Genomic DNA, 15,337 nt, shown 5'->3' with positions numbered 1-15,337 from the left:
CGCTTTCATTCCAGCCAGGTGCTCGAGACGTCGATCACGCCGTTGTAGATTTTTGGAAAGCCTCTCAGTTTGGCGCTCGACAGCGCGTAATAGGTGTTCTGGAACGTCCAGAACCAGATCGCCTCCTTGTTGATCAGGCGGCTGATCGCGCAATAATCCTCTGTGCGCTGTGCCGGATCAGCGGTGACGCGGGCATGATCGAGCAGCCGGTCGAGCTCGGGATCTGAAAAGCCCGCGAGCGCGAGTGGGCTGCCGCTGCGGAAATTCGCATACATCTGCGGATCGGGATCGGCGAGATCGACGATGCGCCATGGCGTCAGCTGGAACTGGCGGGCGAAGGCGCGCGACGGAATGGTGGCCTGGTCGACCTGCTCAATCTCCATGTTGGCGCCGACGCGCTTCCAGAACTGCTGGAGCACCTGGCCGATCATGCGACCACGCGGCGTTGCGGTCACCAGCATCTTGAACTCGACCGGCTTGCCATAATCCTTGAGCAGCGCCTTGGCCTTCTCGACATCGAACGGCAGCGCACCGTCGTCCTTGCACTTGACCCAGGAGCCGTCGCCATAGGGATTGCTCGCGGGTCGGCTCAGGCCGTTGCTGATCGCCTGCGACATTTTTGGACGGTCGATCGCCATCACCAGCGCCTGCCGCACGCGGACGTCGTCGAACGGCGCGACCTTGGTGTTGAAGGCATAGACCTGCGCGCCCGAGCCCTTGTAGGTGTGCACGGTGAGCTTGGGATCCTTCTGCGCCCTCATGATGTTGTCGGCGTCGTTCTCGTCGTCCCAGATGATGTCGGCCTCGCCGGATTGCAGCGAGGCGAAGCGCGACTGCGCGTCCGGCAGCGGCTTTAGGATGATGCGGTCAAGATAGGGACGGCCCTTGTCCCAGTAATCGGGGTTCTTTTCCAGCACCATGCGGTCGCCCGCAGTCCAGGATTTCAGCATGTAGGGGCCGGTGCCGACGGGATTGCGATTATAGTCGTCGCCCTTGGTCTTCCAGGCCGTCGGCGAATGCACGACGTTGTTCTGGCTCTGGATGGTTATCGTCGCCGGCAGGTTCACGGCCGGATCGGTGAGATTATAGACGATGGTGTACTCGTCGGGCGCCAGCACCTCCTTGACGTTGGTGATGTAGAAGGCGCAGCGGCACTTGTTGGCGGGGTCCTTCTGCCGGTCGAAATTCTCCTTGAAAGCCTGCGCGTTGAACGGCGTGCCGTCATGGAATCTCACGCCCTGGCGCAGCTTGAAGGTCCAGCTCTTGTAATCATCGGAATGGGTCCAGGACACCGCCAGTTTTGGCGCGGCCTCCCCTTTCTCATCGAGCGTCGTCAGCGTGTCGAAGATTGCGGCGGCCGCGGTGAAGGTGGAGGTGTCGTAGACGCCGACCTTGAGCGGATCGAACCCTGCAATTTCCAACTCCTGTCCGACGGTGATGCTGCCGCCCGATTTCTGCGCTTGCGCAGGCGCGGCCAGAGCAAATGCCGCGACGAGGAAAATCGGCACGCGCTTGCGTGCGAGTGCAGCCGCCTTCGTCATGATTCCTCCCAGGATCCCTCGTCCGATGTTTCGGATCGTTGAATGACTCGGGAGCGAGATTGGCGACAAATGTCCGCCACGGCAAGAGGAACGCACGAGGGTTCGAGCGCCGCATGCCGCGGCGCGTTGCGTTCAGCGCGTCGCGGCCGTTTTGCCTGACGGAATTGGCGCATCGCTCGCAAGGCCGATCTCGGCGCGCAGCGCATCCGTGTGCTCGCCGAGCACGGCCATCGTCTCGGCTGGCGCGGTGTCCGCGCCCGACATCCGGAACGGCAAATTGAGCACCTGGAAGGAGCCGCCTTCATCCCGCACCTCGGACAGCGCCTGCCGTTGCGCGAGCTGCGGATCAGCCAGCGCTTCGGACACGGTGCGATAGGCCGAGGCGGGGACGCCGGCCGCGCCGAGCGCGGCAAGGCATGCATCGGTCGTGAGCTGCCGTGACCAGGCTTCGACGCCGTCCATCATCTCGGCCCAGTTCTCGCGGCGCGCGGCGTAGGTCGAAAAGCGCGGATCGGAAATCCATTGGGGGCGGCCGATCACCTCCATCAGACCCCGAAAGGTCTTCTCGCTGGCGATTGTGATCATGACGTAGCCGCTGGCCGTCTCCGTCGGCCCGAACATCGGGCGCGGCGGCGGCTTCACGGCGAATTGCGAACTCTGCAACTCGGTCAGCGTCAGCGACAGCATCGTTTCCAGCATGGAAACGTCGATATGCTGGCCAAGGCCCGTCACGGTGCGCTGATAGAGCGCGGACGCGATCGCGCCGAAGCCGTAGGTGCCAGTGACGACGTCGGCATGGTAGATGCCGCAATAGTCGGGACGGCTGCGGCCGGGCTGGTAGGCGAGATGCGCCATGTCGTAGCCCGAGGCCGCATGGATCACCGGCGCATAGGCCGGCAGTTCGGCCGAGGGCCCGGTCTGGCCGTAGCCGGAGATCGAGCAGTAGATCAGCCTTGGGTTGATCTGACGCATGCTGTCGTAGTCGAGCCGCAGCCGGCGCATCACCCCCGGGCGGAAGTTCTCGACGAGGATGTCTGATGTCGCGGCCAGCCGGCGCACCGCCTCCTTGCCGTCCTCGGATTTGAGGTCGAGCACCACGCTCTTCTTGCCGACATTGAGCTGGCCGAACGTGGTGCTGCAACCCTTGCGGAGCGGTGGTCGGGTCCGCATCGTCTCTCCGCCGTCGCTCTCGATTTTGATGACCTCAGCGCCCATATCGGCGAGCATCCGCGTGCAATGGGGACCGGCAATCGTGGTCGAAAAATCCAGGACCCGCAGGCCCGCAAAGGCCTTTGTCGTCTTCCCCTCATGCTTATCTGCTAGCTGCATCCGCGGAGCCCCATGGAACCTTCAGTGTTCTTTGTTGTTGATGCGCCGACCCTAGAGGGCGGCGGCTGAGTAGGAAAGTCTTTACCGAACGGTCAGGCCGCGTGGGCGGGGATTTGAGTGTGACGGCAACTGGACCCGTTCTTGCATAGAGGCAAGCGGGCTCGGCAGAGGGCAGCTGTTCTTGAGGGTCTTGTTCGTCACGACAGAGATGGACGACTTCGTCCGCGTCGGCGGACTTGGCGCCGTTTCCGCGGCCCTTCCTCGCGCCCTTCGCTCCTTTGCCGATATCCGGATCATGCTGCCCGGCTATCGCGACATCATCGAGCAACTCACGCACATTCAAATCGTTGGCCGCTGTCCGGCATTTGCGGAGATGCCGGCCTGCTCGCTCGGACGGGCCGCGACCAAGGATGGCCTGCCGGTCTACGTGCTGTTGTGCTCACAGCTCTACGACCGGCCCGGCAATCCCTATGGCGACGAATCCGGGCGCGACTGGCCCGACAATGACATCCGCTTCGCGCGCCTTGCCTCGGCCGCCGCTGAGCTGGCCATGGGCACGCTGGACAAGAATTGGGCAGCAGACCTGATCCATGCCAATGACTGGCAGGCCTCGCTCGTGCCGGCCTATCTCGCCTGGCGCGGCGCCAAGCTGCCGTCGATCCTGACCATCCACAATCTCGCCTATCAGGGTCTCTTCCCGAAGGACTCGCTGCGGCGGATCGGCGCTCCGGAGAGCTCGTTCCACATTGACGGCGTCGAATTCTACGACCAGGTCTCGTTCCTCAAGGCGGGGCTGGTCTATGCCTCTCACCTCACCACGGTCAGCGGTACCTATGCGCGCGAGATCACGACGGCCGAATACGGCTGCGGCCTCGAAGGCCTGCTTCGCGTCCGCTCCGACGCGGCCGAGCTCACCGGCATCCTCAACGGCATCGACGAGAGCTGGGACCCACGCTCCTGCGCACAGCTCGCCCAGCAATTCGGCGCGGGCGACTGGGTCGGCAAGAAAGCGAATGCGGACTACGTGCGCAAGCAGTTCGGGCTTGCGGTCTCACGCGGTCCCATGTTCGGCATCGTTGCCCGCCTTGTGCACCAGAAGGGCATCGACCTCGTGCTGTCGGCCGCCGACGAGATCGTCGATGCCGGCGGGCAGATCGTGGTCACCGGCTCCGGTGAGCCGGCGCTCGAGCAAGCCTTGATCGACGCGCACCGGCGCCGCCCCGACGCCATCGGGGTCGTGATCGGCTTCAACGACGCCCAGGCCCGCCGTATTTTCGCCGGCAGCGATTTCACCCTGATGCCCTCACGCTTCGAGCCATGCGGGCTCAGCCAGATGTACGCGCAGCGCTTCGGCTCGCTGCCGATCGGACACCAGACCGGCGGCCTTGCCGAAACCATCACTGACGGCGAGACCGGCTTCCTGTTCTCAAGACCCTCGCGTGAATCCTTCCTCGGCGGCGTCCGCCGCGCGTTCGAGGCGTTCATGGCGCAGGACCAGCTCGATACCATGCGTCGCAGCGCGATGGGACGATCGTTCTCCTGGAGCATCTCGGCCGGCAGCTACAGCGCGCTATACCGGAAGCTGGCGTCGGTGTGAGGCGACACTGTCATTCCAGGGCGCGCCTCTTGGCGCCAGCCCGGAATCCATCGTACCGCCGGAATGACGGAGGAATAACGGCACCCCGTGAACGGCACGACCGGACACACTTGGCTTTGAGACTCTACTTCCCCCGCACATCCATCTGCGGCCGCCCGATCCAGGCTCTGTTGAGGCATCGGGTCAGCCAGTCGGGCTGCGGCTCGCCGCGCAGCCGCGCCTGCGCCTCCTGATAGGGCCCGACATAGCGCAGCCTGTCGGGCAATCTCGGATAGACACGCCGTATCCATTTCAGCGCGTGATCGGCAGTTGTGATGTCCCGCTCATCGAGCTCAAATCCGAAGCCGGCTCGCAAGCGTTCCGGCAGCATCCTCGCCGTGAGCGCGCGATACCATCGCGGCGGCCGCAACCAGGGACGGGCGCCGCTGAAGATCTGCTCCGCGATCTCGCGCGCCGCCGGGCTGACGGTCAGCGTGTCCGACTGCGCCATCGCCTTGGTGTAGGCTGCAAAGCCCGACCAGTCCGCCGGCAGATCATCCCCCGTCAGTCCGAACAGGGCGCCGTACAGCCGGGCCTCGCTCCAATAGCGCTCGCGCTCCTCCGCCGAGAGTGGCGGCAGCACCAGATCATGCGCCATCAGCGCGGTCTCGACCAGCGTCGCATGGACCCAGCGGAGCGAGGGAATGTCGTTGGCGCAGTAGCGCGAGCCGGCCGCGAACGGACCGACGGTCTCGGGCATCTCGCCGACGATCATGCTGTGGCGCCGGTGCAACTGCCGCGACGACCGCAGCGCCCGGTCCAGCGAGCCGAACACCATGGTAAAGACGACGTCGAAAGTGCGATGGAAGCGGCCGATCGGATCGGCAAGAGTGCGCGAATGCTCGGCGATCGCCGCCGCGACCCATGGATGCGCCAGTTGCAGCAGCAGCGCACGGCCGGCGCCGAGGAAGATGACGGCTTCCCGGTCGATCTGCCAGGTCAGTGAGGCCGGACCGAACACGCCTGCGACCGGTCCCGCCGCGTTCGCGCGCAGCCTATCGAGCGACGCCTCCAGATCTTTTTCACCAACCAATTGCAAGCCTCGCGACGAAGACATGGCGACAATAGCCCGGACCGCGCGCCTGCGAAATCGCCATCGCGCAAAACAATGACGAACAAGGCTCTCAGTCCGCCGCAATCGGCAGTGCGTCCATATCGGCTTCGTCGGACAGGCGGCCTCCGACAACCGCGGCATCGCCGGCGGCACCTATCTTGCCTGCTATTTCTGTGGCGGACTGGTCGGCACGGCCGTGCTGGGGCGACTGTTCGACGCTTTCGGCTGGCACGCTTGCGTGGCCGGCGTGGGCGCTACGCCGGCAACGAATTGAGCATCACCAGGATGGACGATCCGGTGCTGCAGTCATACCCGCGCGCCGCGTCTCCGGCATCACGAACAGAATCAGCAGAAGCCCCGTCGCGGCGACCCCGGATAGTCCGATGAATGCGGTGGCGTTGCCGAACTTGTCGCTGACATAGCCGCCAAGCGCGGTGCTCAAGGACGCACCGATGCCGGTCGCAGTGCCGACGATGCCCTGCGCCAGGTTGAAGTGACCGCTGCCGAAGGCAACGTCGGCGACGATCAGCGGAATCATCACCGCGAACACGGCCGCGGTGAGGCCGTCGAACACCTGCACCAGCACGAGTAGATAGGGATCGCGCACGGTTGCGAACAACAGACCGCGAATCGTCAACGCGCCGAATCCGATCAGAAGCAGCGGCCGCCGGCCCCAGAGTTGTGCCTTGCGCCCGACGGTCGGCGACAGCAGCGCCACGATCGCCTGCGGGACGACGATGCAAAAGGCGACGAGCACCGTCGCCCACTGGCTCGACCGGGCCGTCACCGCGCTCGCCATCAGCGGCATCATCGCCGCGTTCGCGAGCTGCAACAAGAGCACGCTCAGCGCGAACACGATCAGCGGACGCTGCTGAATCAGGTGCCAGACATTGGTGTCGCCGCGATCGGCTGCCTCAGGCGGCATCTCACCGTGACAGCGCGCGATGTCGACCTCGTGCTCGCGGATGCGCGAAAGCGCGATCAGGGTCGGGATCGCGAGCAGGAAGGTGACCAGGAATACCGAGCGGCTCGACAGCAGATAGCCGGCGGTGCCCATTACTGCCGCCGCGACGCCGTTGCCGAGCGAGGCAAAGCGCGCATTGCGGCCAAGACGCTCGCCGATCGCGAGCGGACCGACGAGGCCGAGGCTGATCGCGGCAATCGCCGGCCCCAGCACGCAGCTCGCCATCGCATGCAGGGTGGCGGCGGTCACCACCACTGGGAAGATCGGCATCGCGGCGTAGGCCAGCGCGCAGCAGCCGATGGTGGCAATCGCAAGCGCGGCCACCAGCCGTTCCGATTTCGCCGCATCGATGATTGCCCCGCCCGGCATCTGCCCGATCAGGGCGACGATGCCGCCGATCGACAGCACGAGGCCGATCTCGACCTGGGTCCATTTCTGCGTCGTGAGGTAAACCGCGATGAACGGACCAAATCCGGTCTGCACATCGGCGAGGAAGAAGATGAACCAGTCGAGCCCGCGCAGGCTCTGGCGCGACGGTGCCGGAAGGCCTACAGCCGGTAGCGCGGCGACGTGGTCCTGCTCAACGGGGCCGTCGCGATCTGCATGTTTCGGCTTGCTCGACAACAGCACAGGCGGTCAGCCCTCCGGGCACCTCACTGAATCGCTTGCAGCGGTTGAAGGCTGCCGGACGCGCCGAGCACCACGATCGGCGTGTCTTCCTTGTATTCCGGCGCGGCCGCGACCTGCGCTTTGGTCAATTCCAGCGTGATGCTGTCCTTCTTGTTGGCGATCTTGCCGAAGCGCAGCGCGTTCCAGTCCACCACGATCTTACGGCTGCCGACGCCGAGAAAGCCGCCGAAATCGATCGCCGCCGCGCGCACATGGCCGGTGCGATCGACGATGACGTCGACGATACGGCCCATGTCTTCGCCGGCGGCGCTGCGCACGTCGCGGCCGAGGACGCCATGCGCCTCGCTCGCGCCGATGATGGTTACCGAGGGCGGCGGGGCGGCATCCTTCGGAGTGACCGGAACGGTCGAGGCCGGCGGCTGTGCCGGCGGCGGCGCATTCGCTTCGCTCTGGCTCGCGGGCTGATCCTCCGCGGCGTGCGAGGGCGCAGCCGCCAGGCCCGCGACGATGGCTACGCCCATGATCAGCGCTCCGATGGCACGCATCACACCCTCCTCACGGCACGCCGCTAGCGCGCCAGCACGATCGAGACCTGGATCTGGCCGCGCGTGCGCAACACTTCCAGCGCCACGTCATCGGCGTGGCGGCTGACGCGCAGATCCACGCTGGACTCGCCCAGCCGCACATCGCGCAGGATCACCTCGTTCAGGAACGCCGGCAGATGCGGATTGCGCAGGCGAATCTCCCCGCGCGCCACGTCGAACTCGATGCCGAGCGCCGCCTCCAGCAACGTGAACGGCGTCGCGCTGGCCCAGGCCTGCGGCGCGCAGGCGACCGGATACAGCGTCGGACCGCGCCGCTTCTCACGCCGGAAGCCACAGAACAATTCGGGCAGCCGACGCAAATCCATATAGGTCGCCGCGTCGAACAGCCCCTTGAAGACATGCGCCACCGAATGCTTGAGGCCGTAGCGCGCGAGCCCGAGCGCGATCAGCGCGTTGTCGTGCGGCCAAATCGACCCGTCATGATAGGACATCGGGTTGTAGCGCACCTCGCCTTGCGCGACGGTGCGGATGCCCCAGCCCGAGTAGAAATGCGGCCGCATCAGATCGGCGGCGACCAGACGGGCGCGGTCCTCGCGGATCATGCCGCTGAACAACACCTGCCCGGCATTCGAGGTCCGCACCTTGCAGGGGCGCTTCTTGCCGTCGAGGGCGAGCGCATAGGTGCCGAGCTCCTCGCACCAGAACGCCTTCTCGAAGTGCTCGGCCAGCGCCTTGGCTTCGGCCTCGAGCTGGCGCGCGCGGTCCGGCTTGCCGAGCCGCAGAGCACAGCGCGCCGCCGACTGCTTGGCCGCGTAGACGTAGCCCTGGACTTCGGCGAGCGCGATGTTGCCTTCCGCGAGCTGGCCGTCAGCATGGAAGATCGCGTCGTAGGAATCCTTCCAGCCCTGGTTGGCGAGTCCTTTCTCCGTCGCGCGCTGGTATTCGACGAAACCGTCCTGATCGGGATCGCCGGGGCCGTCGATCCAGGCGAGCCCGGCCTCGATCGCCGGCCACAGCTCGATCAACGTGGCCTCGTCGCCGGTACGTTCGAAATAGCTTCCCGCGAGCAGGACGAATAGCGCGGTCGAATCGACGCTGCCGTAATATTGGGAGAACGGCACCTCGCCCAACGCTGCCATCTCGCCGCCGCGCATCTCGTGCAGGATCTTTCCGGGCGCGGCGTCGGCGAGCGGATCGACCGCCTTCGCCTGGAAGTGCGCAAGGCGCCGCAATACGCCCTTGGCGACGCGCGGATCGACCCAGAGCATCTGGAGCGCGGTGATCAGGCCGTCGCGGCCGAACGTCGTCGAGTACCAGGGAATGCCGGCATAGGGATAACGCCCTTGCGGCGTCTCCGTCATCAGCATGTTGAGGTCGGCCATGGCCTGGCACAGCACCTCGTTGAAGATGTTGTTGGAGGTCTCGATGCTAGCGGCGCCCATGGTCGACTGCCGCATCTCGCGGCGGTGCGCCAAGAGGCCGGGGAAGAATCGCGCCGGCTTTTCGGTCACGGGCCGGTTGCAGGAGACGGCAACGAACAGCGATCTGGCCTCGTGCGGGTCGAGCTCGAGCTGCCAAGTCGCAGCATTGACCGACAGCCGCGTCGGACGCGGATCGAAATGCAGGCCAGTGATGCGCTCGGCCTCGTCGAGGCCGCGATACTCGAACAACACGTCGGTCGGACCTAACAAGCGGCTCGTACCGGTGCCACGGCGCGGGCGCCGCTCGCCGCGGACCTCGAACAGGTCGGCAAAGTCGTTGTCGAACAGCAGCGTCAGCTCGAAGCTGGCGCGTGCGTCGCCGTGGTTCTGCACGCCGATGCGCTGATAAGCGCTACCGCGCCACAGGAAGATCGTGCGCACGATGTGCAGCAGATCCTTTTGGAACACGAGGCGGCCCTGACGGTAGATGTCGGGATTGGTGAGATCGACCGTCAACGCCGAATTGTCGTCGCGGAGGTTCGAGCCGAGCAGCAGCGGCTGAAGATCGTCGAGCACGAGCTCCAGCCGCGCCAGGTAGCGCGTGTCGTAGTGAAACAGCCCGTCCGGCCCGCCCGCCGAAGCGCCGATGTCGCCGTGGCTGTCGAGCACGACGAAGGTATCGTCGTGCTTGAGGGACCGCCGCGGCCGGGCGGCGGGTCCCGTCATCGGAATGTAGAACGTCTGCTCCGCGACGGCCTCCACCGTCTGGGACACGGAAATGATCTGGGTTACGGTTTCGGCTGCCATGAGCTGCTCCCCTGCGCCTTGATTCGAAACGCAACCAACGCGAACGCGACTGCTCGATCTACGCGGCGACCTTCGCGAGCCGGCTCATCTCCTGCGTCACCAGCTCACGGTAGGGGCCGTGACCCTGCATCAGCCGGTCGGGCGCGCCATCCTCGATGATCTTGCCGGCCTTGAGCACGACCACGCGATCGAAATTGCGCAGCGTCGCCAGGCGATGCGCGATCGCAACCACGGTGCGGCCGCGCATCAGCCGCGACAGTGCCTCGCGGATAGCCTCCTCCGACTCGCTGTCGAGCGCTGCGGTCGCCTCGTCGAGCAGCAGGATCGGCGCGTCCTTGAGGAAAGCGCGCGCGATCGCGATGCGCTGGCGCTGGCCGCCCGACATCTTCACACCGCGGTCGCCGACCATGGTATCGAGACCTTCCGGCAAGCTCTCGACGAAATCGCAGCGCGCCGCGATCGCCGCGCGCAGCACCTCGTCGTCAGTGGCGTTCGGCCGGCCATAACGGATGTTCTCGCGGATGGAGCGGTGGAACAGGGAGATGTCCTGCGGCACGACTGAGATCGCCTCGCGCAGGCTCAGCTGCGTCACCTTGGAAATGTCCTGGCCATCGATGGTGATGTTACCCTCATCGACGTCGTAGAAGCGCTGCAGCAGCGTGAACAGGGTCGATTTGCCGCCGCCGGACTGGCCGACCAGGCCGACGCGCTGGCCGGGTTGCAAGCGTAGACTGAACCGCTCGAAAATCTTCTCGCCGCCGGGATAGCCGAAGGTGACGTTATTGAACGCGATCGCGGCGCCGCTCTTGACCAGAGGCTCGGCCTCGGGGTGATCGCGCAGCTCGTGCGGCACCAGCAGGGTGGCGATCGCCTCGGTCAGCCGCGCGACGTGCTGGGTGACGTCGACCAACGCCACCGCGAGATCGCGCGTCGCATTGAGAATGGACAGGCCGAGGGTGCAGACCAGCACGACGTCGCCGGTGGTCGCCTCGCCCTTCTGCCACAGCGTGATCGCCCAGGCCATCAGCGCCACGGTCAGCACGACGGTTACGCCGGCATGTGTGATCCGCAGCTTCTCCAGGTACCGCAGGCTGCGGCCCCGCGCGGTGAGCTCCCGGTTCACCGTCGCATCGAACCGCTCATGCTCGTGGCTGATGCCACAGAAGGCGCGCACCAGCGGCATGTTGCTGATCACGTCGATCATCTCGCCGTCGACCACCGCGGCTTTGTCGGCGAAATCATCATGCAGCGGCTTGCCGGCGGCGGCCAAGTGGAACATCGCGACCACCATGCCGCCGGCGATCACGATCAGGCCCAGCGCCATATACGGACTCACGGTTCCGATCAGGGTGATTGCCGCAATTGTGGCGATGCAGGGCGGCAGCACGTTCCAGACGAACATGTTCTCGACCGTGAACACCGCGTTGGAAGTCGCCGTGATGCGGCTCGTCAGCATGCCCGGCATGCGATCGGAGAAATAGCTCGGCGCGTGGCCGGTCAGATGACGAAATATGTCGCGGCGTAAATCACCGGTGACCCGGACGAAGGTGAAGCTCGCCGTCCAGCTCGCGATCCGCCACAGAAAGTTGTCGGCGGCGATCAGTGACATGAGCAGAATGAATGCCAGCCATACGCTCCCGCCATGAGATGGTCCGGCGGACAGGCTGTCGACCAGGGATTTGACGCCGTACTGGGTGCCCACGGAGCAGGCAACCGCTGCCACGACAGCGGTCAGAATCACCAGGTGTGACGCGAGACGACGCCGGAGATAGCGCAAGACAAAGGCAAATGGCCTGCGCGCGTATCCAGAAAGCTGATCCATATGGCTATCGCCCCGTTATGCTGATTTTCAATTCGTTACTGGTCGAGTGAACAGCGACCACTTCGCCTCGGTTCCCGGGCCCGGCGATCACGACATGCGGATGCGGACGATCTGAGAAGATGTAGTGGCAGCATCGAGACGTCCCCCTGACGTGTCGAATATGTAACGTTCGGAGGGAGGAACTTCGCAGGTGCGGGAACGTTCCTTTGTCTGGCATTGCCGGTGCCGTACAGGCGGGGGGTTTCAATACATGATCGCACAGAGGAGATGGTGAGATGCGCATCGCGCAGGTTGCTCCGTTGACGGAGGCTGTTCCACCCAAACTGTATGGCGGCACCGAGCGGGTGGTGCATTGGTTGACGGAAGAGCTGGTGGCCCTTGGACACGATGTGACGCTGTTCGCCAGCGGCGACTCGCAAACCTCGGCAAAGCTGGATGCATTATGGCCGCGGGCGCTCCGCCTGGATGGTTCCGTGCGTGATCCCAATGCGCTGCACATGGTGTTGCTGGAGCGCGTGCGGCAGAAATGTGACGACGAGGAGTTCGACTTCCTCCACTTCCACCTCGACTACTATCCTTGGTCGCTGTTCTACCGGCAGCCAACGCCGTTCGTGACCACGCTGCACGGCCGTCTCGACCTGCCGGAGCACCAGCCGGTCTTCAACACTTTCTCGAAAATGCCGGTTATTTCGATCTCCAATGCGCAGCGGCGGCCCGTGCCGCAGGCGAACTGGGTCACCACCATTCATCACGGCCTGCCAGAGAATCTGCTGACGCCGAAACCCGTCAAGCAGGAATATCTCGCCGTGCTCGGCCGCATCGCGCCCGAGAAGGGCGTCGACCGCGCCATCAAGATCGCGACGCATTGCGGCATCCCGCTGAAGATCGCCGCCAAGGTCGATCGCGCCGACCAGGATTATTATGACGAACTGATCCGGCCGATGATCGAGAACAATCCGCTGGTCGAGTTCATCGGCGAGATCAGCGATCACGAGAAATCGGACTTTTTGAGCGGCGCGCTCGGTCTCTTGCTGCCAATCGACTGGCCGGAGCCGTTCGGTCTGGTGATGATCGAAGCCATGGCGTGCGGAACGCCGGTGGTCGCCTTCAACCGCGGCTCGGTGCCGGAGATCATCGACGAGGGCCTCACCGGCTTCATCGTCGAGGACGTCATCAGCGCAGCGGGAGTGGTCAAACGCCTCGCGCAACTGGACCGCACTGCAATCCGCAAGCAGTTCGAGACCCGCTTCACGGCGCGGCGCATGGCACTGGACTATCTCGCGGCGTATCGCAGCCTGACCGAGGCACAGGCGCCGCGAATCAAGCTGGTGAGCAGCGCGGAGTAGCGCCTCAAGCAACGCTGCTGGTCGAAGTGCCCTCTCCCCTTGTGGGAGAGGGCTCAAGACCCACGCGGCACACTCGCTTGGGTGAGGGGTTGGCCTCGCCAAGGAAAAATCTCTCCGCGGAAACGGACCCCTCATCCGGCGCTTCGCGCCACCTTCTCCCACAAGGGGAGAAGGAAAGAGGTCAGAGCCAACAGACCGCGCGCCTAGCTCACCAACGCCCGCTTCGGCTCGACGATCTCGAACATGCGCGGGAATTCATCCATCAGGCCCATCAGCTCGGCGAGCCGCATCGGATTGCCTGATAGCTTGATCTTGCCGGCGGCGACCGCCTCCGGAAAGCTCGTCTGTTTTGCAATGACTTCGTCGAGCGTCGCGCGTGCCAGCGTGAAGCTGGCATCCGCGCGCTCCGCCTGCACGCCCTCGGCATAGGTCAACGCAGAGTTCTCCAGATTGAGCACGAAGGTCTCGCCGGTGTCGGAAACACTCCAGTTCAGCACGATGTGCTTGCCTTCCGCTTTCGGGCCGTTGAGGCGGATGCCGAGCAGGTCCCAGAGCTGCGAGGTGCGCAATGCGGCCAGCGTTTCGCGCGGCATTGGCGGGCGCTGGGGCGCCTTCGGCATGCCGTTTCGCAGCTCCTGCGCGCCGAACAGATAGGCGTTGCGCCAGGTCGCGCTTTCGGCGGCATAGCCGAGCTGCTCGAGCGTATCCGCCAGCAACGCGCGCGCCGGCTGATTGTCCGGCTCGGCGAAGACGAGATGGCCGAGCGCTTGCGCGATGAAACGAAACTCGCCCTTGTCGAAATCCGTCCGTGCCCGCGCCAGGATGGCATCCGCGCCACCCATGTATTCGACATACTTCTTGCCTGATTCTACCGGAGGCAGCGGATCGAGATTGACCGGATTGGCGTCGTACCAGCCGAGATATTTCTGGTAGATCGCCTTCACGTTGTGCCGGATGTGGCCGTAATAGCCGCGGCCGTGCCAGGCGGACTCAAGGCTCTTCGGCAGCTGGATGGTCTCGGCGATCTCGGCGGCGGTGAGGCCGTGGTTCATCAGGCGGATGGTCTGGTCGTGCGCGAATTTGTAGAGATCGCGCTGCTGCCGGATCATGGTGCCGATGCGCTCCCGCCCCCACACCGGCCAGTGATGCTGGCCGCACATCGCCTCCGCCTTGTCATCCCAAAGCAGCAGGGCCTCGCCCAGATATTTCGACCAGGCCAGCGCATCGCGCACGTCGGCGCCACGGAACGGCAGCAGATTGTGGAAATTGTGGGTGCAGTTCTCGGCAAGGTTCAGCAGCTTGTAGCGCGGGACGAAGAAATGCATCTCCGCCGGCGCTTCGCTGTTCGGCGCCATCTGGAATTCGAACTCGAGGCCGTCGATGACACGCGTCTCGCCGGTCGCCATGATCAAATCGGTCGGGCGCAGCAGTGCGACCGATCCCGCCGCCATCGACTTGCCGAGCCCGCAATCCACCTGCCGGCGCACGCCCTTCGCGAGAAAGGGACCGAACTGGTACTGCGCCCGGCGCAGCATCGCCGGTCCGGCGATGATGTTCTCGGAGACGGCGTGCTCCATGAACAGGTTCGGCGCGATGATCGGCACGCGGCTAGTCGCCAGCGCCTCCTCCTCCAGCACGCCGCGCGCGCCGCCCCAATGATCGGTGTGGGTGTGCGTGAAGATGACGGCCGCGACCGGGCGCTTGCCACGATGGCTGAAGTAGAGATCGAGCGCGGCGCGCGCGCCCTCGATCGAGGTCAGGGTATCCACGACGATGACGCCGCTGTCGCCCTCGATCAGCGTCATGTTGGCGATGTCGAGCCCGCGCACCTGATACACGCCGGGCACGACCTCGAACAGGCCGTGATGCATGTTGAGCCGCGACTGCCGCCACAGGCTCGGATTGACGGTGGGCGGCGCCCGTTCAGCAGAGAGAAAGCCGTAAGGCTCCAGGCTCCAGACCGTCCGCCCTTGCGGATTTGTGATTGTCGCGTTCTCGATCGTGCCGAGAAAGCCGCGCGCGGCATCGTCGAAATCGCGCGTGTCTGAAAACGGCAGCGCGTTCAGCATGGCGTCATGCTGCGCGATGACAGAGGGAGAAGCGTGTTTCGACTCGTTGTTGGCTTCAGCCATGTTGCTCTCCTCCCGGACGGTGCCTCATTCCCTTCGTCCCTTGTGTGAAAGACCGCGGCGCGAAGCGCCGGATGAGGGGTCTCTCTCCGCGAACTCGATTGCGCGAGCCT

10 protein-coding genes and 1 pseudogene are annotated in these 15,337 nt (G+C 65.0%); 3 read left to right on the top strand and 8 right to left on the bottom strand.

Going from position 1 to position 15,337, the window contains the following annotated elements; all coding sequences use genetic code 11:
- Nucleotides 1–5: 5 nt before the first annotated feature.
- Together IVA92_RS28005 and IVA92_RS28000 are read right to left on the bottom strand one after the other, a co-directional pair.
- A complete protein-coding gene (locus IVA92_RS28005; RefSeq protein WP_247279273.1) occupies nucleotides 6–1,541 on the bottom strand; it encodes an ABC transporter substrate-binding protein in 1,536 nt (511 codons plus the stop codon).
- 132 nt (nucleotides 1,542–1,673) lie between these two features.
- Nucleotides 1,674–2,870 carry a CaiB/BaiF CoA-transferase family protein gene (locus IVA92_RS28000; protein ID WP_247279272.1) on the bottom strand — a complete coding sequence of 399 codons (1,197 nt, stop codon included), beginning with the start codon at nucleotides 2,868–2,870 and terminating at the stop codon, nucleotides 1,674–1,676.
- A gap of 181 nt (nucleotides 2,871–3,051) precedes the next feature.
- Here IVA92_RS28000 and glgA point away from each other — a divergent pair, with 181 nt between their 5' ends.
- On the top strand, nucleotides 3,052–4,467 hold the full coding sequence (glgA, locus tag IVA92_RS27995) for a glycogen synthase GlgA (RefSeq protein WP_247449696.1): 1,416 nt from the start codon (nucleotides 3,052–3,054) through the stop codon (nucleotides 4,465–4,467).
- A 124-nt stretch (nucleotides 4,468–4,591) separates the two neighbouring features.
- Here glgA and IVA92_RS27990 read toward each other — a convergent pair whose 3' ends face one another.
- The gene (locus tag IVA92_RS27990; protein WP_247279270.1) at nucleotides 4,592–5,539 is read right to left on the bottom strand and encodes an oxygenase MpaB family protein; all 948 of its coding nucleotides are present in this window, start codon (nucleotides 5,537–5,539) and stop codon (nucleotides 4,592–4,594) included.
- A gap of 124 nt (nucleotides 5,540–5,663) precedes the next feature.
- Here IVA92_RS27990 and IVA92_RS27985 point away from each other — a divergent pair.
- Nucleotides 5,664–5,834: pseudogene (locus IVA92_RS27985) on the top strand (MFS transporter); the annotation flags it as partial.
- Nucleotides 5,835–5,837: 3 nt separating this feature from the next.
- Here IVA92_RS27985 and IVA92_RS27980 read toward each other — a convergent pair.
- Genes IVA92_RS27980 through IVA92_RS27965 form a run of 4 tightly spaced genes read right to left on the bottom strand, consistent with a single transcriptional unit; the run spans nucleotide 5,838 to nucleotide 11,749 of the window.
- Complete coding sequence (locus tag IVA92_RS27980; RefSeq protein WP_247279269.1) at nucleotides 5,838–7,154, bottom strand: MFS transporter; 1,317 nt, start codon at nucleotides 7,152–7,154, stop codon at nucleotides 5,838–5,840.
- A 23-nt stretch (nucleotides 7,155–7,177) separates the two neighbouring features.
- Nucleotides 7,178–7,699, bottom strand: coding sequence for a PRC-barrel domain-containing protein (locus IVA92_RS27975; protein WP_247279268.1), 522 nt, complete (start codon nucleotides 7,697–7,699; stop codon nucleotides 7,178–7,180).
- 23 nt (nucleotides 7,700–7,722) lie between these two features.
- Nucleotides 7,723–9,927 carry an amylo-alpha-1,6-glucosidase gene (locus IVA92_RS27970; RefSeq protein ID WP_247279267.1) on the bottom strand — a complete coding sequence of 735 codons (2,205 nt, stop codon included), beginning with the start codon at nucleotides 9,925–9,927 and terminating at the stop codon, nucleotides 7,723–7,725.
- Nucleotides 9,928–9,985: 58 nt separating this feature from the next.
- Complete coding sequence (locus IVA92_RS27965; protein ID WP_247279266.1) at nucleotides 9,986–11,749, bottom strand: ABC transporter ATP-binding protein; 1,764 nt, start codon at nucleotides 11,747–11,749, stop codon at nucleotides 9,986–9,988.
- Nucleotides 11,750–12,024: 275 nt separating this feature from the next.
- Between IVA92_RS27965 and IVA92_RS27960 the strand changes: the two genes are divergently transcribed.
- Nucleotides 12,025–13,095 carry a glycosyltransferase family 4 protein gene (locus IVA92_RS27960; RefSeq protein ID WP_247279265.1) on the top strand — a complete coding sequence of 357 codons (1,071 nt, stop codon included), beginning with the start codon at nucleotides 12,025–12,027 and terminating at the stop codon, nucleotides 13,093–13,095.
- 203 nt (nucleotides 13,096–13,298) lie between these two features.
- Here the strand turns inward: IVA92_RS27960 and IVA92_RS27955 are convergent, their stop codons facing one another.
- Complete coding sequence (locus IVA92_RS27955; RefSeq protein WP_247279264.1) at nucleotides 13,299–15,227, bottom strand: alkyl sulfatase dimerization domain-containing protein; 1,929 nt, start codon at nucleotides 15,225–15,227, stop codon at nucleotides 13,299–13,301.
- Nucleotides 15,228–15,337 lie beyond the last annotated feature (110 nt).

It is taken from the genome of Bradyrhizobium sp. 154, assembly GCF_023073875.1.
Lineage (GTDB): Bacteria > Pseudomonadota > Alphaproteobacteria > Rhizobiales > Xanthobacteraceae > Bradyrhizobium.
The sequence above is the reverse complement of the archived record's forward strand: the minus strand, read 5'-3'. Positions and strand labels throughout refer to the sequence as shown.

Coding starts and splice junctions, on each gene's coding strand:
- IVA92_RS28000 (WP_247279272.1), bottom strand. CDS start 2,870: ATGCAGCTAGCAGATAAGCATGAGGGGAAGACGACAAAGGCCTTTGCG.
- IVA92_RS27970 (WP_247279267.1), bottom strand. CDS start 9,927: ATGGCAGCCGAAACCGTAACCCAGATCATTTCCGTGTCCCAGACGGTG.
- IVA92_RS27965 (WP_247279266.1), bottom strand. CDS start 11,749: ATGGATCAGCTTTCTGGATACGCGCGCAGGCCATTTGCCTTTGTCTTG.
- IVA92_RS27975 (WP_247279268.1), bottom strand. CDS start 7,699: ATGCGTGCCATCGGAGCGCTGATCATGGGCGTAGCCATCGTCGCGGGC.
- IVA92_RS27960 (WP_247279265.1), top strand. CDS start 12,025: ATGCGCATCGCGCAGGTTGCTCCGTTGACGGAGGCTGTTCCACCCAAA.
- IVA92_RS28005 (WP_247279273.1), bottom strand. CDS start 1,541: ATGACGAAGGCGGCTGCACTCGCACGCAAGCGCGTGCCGATTTTCCTC.
- IVA92_RS27955 (WP_247279264.1), bottom strand. CDS start 15,227: ATGGCTGAAGCCAACAACGAGTCGAAACACGCTTCTCCCTCTGTCATC.